This is a genomic window from Streptomyces phytophilus (genome assembly GCF_013870535.1).
Taxonomy (GTDB): Bacteria; Actinomycetota; Actinomycetes; order Streptomycetales; family Streptomycetaceae; genus Streptomyces; species Streptomyces phytophilus.
This window is the reverse complement of sequence record NZ_JACBXC010000724.1, coordinates 1-3,072: the sequence shown is the minus strand read 5'-3', so window position 1 is coordinate 3,072 and position 3,072 is coordinate 1. Positions and strand designations below refer to the sequence as shown.

Below are 3,072 nucleotides of genomic sequence, written 5' to 3'. Positions count from 1 at the left end.
TGGCGGGCCAGCGGCGGCCAGTAGAACGTCAGCGCCGCGTACGGCCGCCCGGCCAGCTCCCGGCCCTTCGGGCTGCCCGCGTCCGAGGCGAACTGCCAGCCGTCCGGGCCGACGTCCTTGAGGATCAGCACCCGCGCCGACGGGGCGCCGTCCGCGTCCGCCGTCGACAGGGTCATGGCGTGCGGCTCGCGCACCCCCGCCCGTACGGCGTCCAGCAGCCAGCCCGTGAAGAGCGCGACGGGCTCGTCCGGGGTCTCCCGCGGGTCGAACGACGGCAGGTCGCCCTCGAAGACCTCGATCCCCCGCAGCAGCCGCCTCAGGTCGTCGGCCATCGTTCCCCCTTCTCATGCCGGTGGCCCGGCCGGAGGGCGTACGCCTCCGCGCCGGGCCACAGGTCAGTCGTGCGGGCCGCGTCAGTCGCCACCCTGGAGGATGGCCACCAGGCGCAGCATCTCCAGGTAGATCCAGACCAGGGTCAGGGTCAGGCCGAAGGCGGCGAGCCACGCCTCGTTCTTCGGGGCGCCGTAGGCGATGCCGTCCTCGACCTGCTTGAAGTCCAGGGCCAGGAAGCACGCGCCGAGCACGACGCCGATGACGCCGAACAGGATGCCGAGGCCGCCGCTGCGCAGGCCCATGCCGTCGCCGCCGCCGATGAGCGCGGCGAACATGTTGACCGCCATCAGCAGCACGAAGCCGATGGCCGCGCCGATGACGAACCGCTGGAACCGGGCCGTGACCCGGATGATCCGCAGCTTGTACGCCACGAGCACACCGAAGAACACCGCCATCGTGCCGAGCACGGCCTGCATGACCGCGCCGCTGACGTAGGTGTTGAAGTACTCGCTGATGATGCCGAGGAAGACGCCCTCAAGCACCGCGTACGACAGGATCAGCGCGGGGATCGGCCGGCGCTTGAACGCCTGGACCATCGCCAGCACGAAGGCGCCGAGCGCGGCCATCAGGCCGATGCCGAGCGACTTCTCGCCGTCGAAGGTGATCCAGGAGGCGACGGCCGCGAGGATCACCAGGCCGAGCGTCATGCCCGTGCGGGACACGACGTCGTCCATGGTCATCCGGCCGCCGGCGGGCGCCGCGTGCGGCGCCCACTCGCCCTGCTGCTGGTCCGCGGGCGCGTAGGGGTTCCGCGGGGCGGCACCCGGCTGCTGCGCATACGGGTTGGTGCCGGGCTGGGCGTACGGGTTGTTGCCCTGGGCGACAGTGGGGCCCCCGGCCTGCGACGGCGCGTTGAAGCCTCCCGAACCGCCCTCGCGGCTGAACCCCCGTCGCGTGAAGACCGGGTTGCTGCTCCTCATCTCACTCCTCAGTGGCCGCACTGCGCGGCCTTGGGACAAGAGTAATGGGTAGGCAAAGACATCGCGCCAGACCTCAGGAGGATCTTTCACAAGCCTTTTCCCGGTCTTTCCCGGACCGTAGTAAGCAAGCGCTCAGGAATTGAGGTCCGCGTCACAGTACGAGAGCCGTGACCCCTTCGCTACGTACGGGTAACTTCAGCCCAGGACCCCGCCCCATCCGCGTCCCCTGGGAGCCGTGATGCCCGAAGCCGTGATCGTCTCAGCCGCCCGCTCCCCGATCGGCCGGGCCGGGAAAGGCTCGCTGAAGGACGTCCGCCCCGACGACCTGACCACCGGGATCGTCCGGGCCGCCCTCGACAAGGTGCCCGGCCTGGACCCGCGGGACATCGACGACCTCATGCTCGGCTGCGGCCTGCCCGGCGGCGAGCAGGGGCACAACCTGGGCCGCGTGGTCGCCGTGCAGCTCGGCATGGACCACCTCCCGGGCTGCACCGTCACGCGCTACTGCTCCTCGTCCCTGCAGACCACGCGGATGGCGTTCCACGCCATCAAGGCCGGCGAGGGCGACGTCTTCGTCTCGGCGGGCGTGGAGACGGTCTCGCGGTTCGTCAACGGCTCCTCCGACGGCATGCCCGGCACCCACAACCCCCTCTTCGCCGAGGCCGAGGCCCGTACCGCCGAGCGCCAGGAGAAGGGCGGCGCCGGCTGGCACGACCCGCGCGACGACGGCCTGGTGCCCGACGTCTACATCGCGATGGGGCAGACCGCCGAGAACCTGGCGCGGGTCAAGGGCGTCACGCGGCAGGACATGGACGAGTTCGGCGTGCGGTCGCAGAACCTCGCCGAGAAGGCCATCGCCGCCGGCTTCTGGGAGCGCGAGATCACGCCCGTCACCACTCCCGACGGCACGGTGGTGAGCAAGGACGACGGTCCGCGGCCGGGTGTGACGCTGGAGGGCGTCGCGGGCCTGAAGCCCGTGTTCCGCCCCGACGGGCTGGTCACCGCCGGCAACTGCTGCCCGCTGAACGACGGCGCCGCCGCGGTCGTCGTGATGTCCGACACCAAGGCGCGTGAGCTGGGCCTCACGCCGCTGGCGCGGATCGTCTCGACCGGGCTCTCCGCGCTGTCGCCGGAGATCATGGGGCTGGGCCCGGTGGAGGCCAGCAGGCAGGCGCTGGCGCGGGCCGGGATGACGGTCGGCGACATCGACTTGGTGGAGATCAACGAGGCGTTCGCCGCGCAGGTCGTCCCCTCGTACCGGGATCTGGGCATCGACCTGGACCGGCTGAACGTCAACGGCGGCGCCATCGCCGTCGGGCACCCCTTCGGCATGACGGGCGCGCGGATCACCACGACGCTCATCAACTCCCTGCAGTGGCACGACAAGCAGTTCGGGCTGGAGACGATGTGCGTCGGGGGCGGCCAGGGCATGGCCATGGTGCTGGAGCGGCTGAGTTAGTACGGCGGCGTCGGTACGGCTGCGTTCGTACGGCTGCGCCAGCGCGGCTGAGCCGGTACGGAACGGGCGCGGGGGGCGCGCAAACGGCGCCCCCGCCCCCCGCCTTGGCGGCGACGGGACCAAAGGCCCGCCCTATTCATGCCATTTTCCGCTAGGGGTGGGGTTCTGCGCTCCGGCAGGCTGAGGTAGAACATGGGGGTCCTACAGCAATCGGGAGTCCGACAGTGAGCGCCACCAACTTCGCCGTCCTGCTGGCCGCCGCCTCTGCCGCGCTGCTCGGCGCCGCCGTGCTGCGTGCGG

At 71.3% G+C, this 3,072-nt stretch carries 3 protein-coding genes; 1 reads left to right on the top strand and 2 read right to left on the bottom strand.

The window, feature by feature from the left end; all coding sequences use genetic code 11:
* Both H5J30_RS24200 and H5J30_RS24195 read right to left on the bottom strand, forming a co-directional pair.
* On the bottom strand, positions 1–332 hold a 332-nt coding region (locus tag H5J30_RS24200), incomplete at its 3' end, for a pyridoxamine 5'-phosphate oxidase family protein (protein ID WP_181789483.1).
* Positions 333–413: 81 nt separating this feature from the next.
* Complete coding sequence (locus H5J30_RS24195) at positions 414–1,313, bottom strand: Bax inhibitor-1/YccA family protein (protein WP_181789482.1); 900 nt, start codon at positions 1,311–1,313, stop codon at positions 414–416.
* Between the two features lie 238 nt (positions 1,314–1,551).
* On the opposite strand from H5J30_RS24195, the gene H5J30_RS24190 reads away from it, so the two are divergent.
* On the top strand, positions 1,552–2,772 hold the full coding sequence (locus H5J30_RS24190; protein ID WP_181789481.1) for an acetyl-CoA C-acetyltransferase: 1,221 nt from the start codon (positions 1,552–1,554) through the stop codon (positions 2,770–2,772).
* The last annotated feature ends 300 nt before the right edge of the window (positions 2,773–3,072 follow it).

Excerpts from the sequence above, each read along its gene's own strand:
- H5J30_RS24195 (WP_181789482.1), bottom strand. The coding sequence starts at position 1,313 with ATGAGGAGCAGCAACCCGGTCTTCACGCGACGGGGGTTCAGCCGCGAG.
- H5J30_RS24190 (WP_181789481.1), top strand. The coding sequence starts at position 1,552 with ATGCCCGAAGCCGTGATCGTCTCAGCCGCCCGCTCCCCGATCGGCCGG.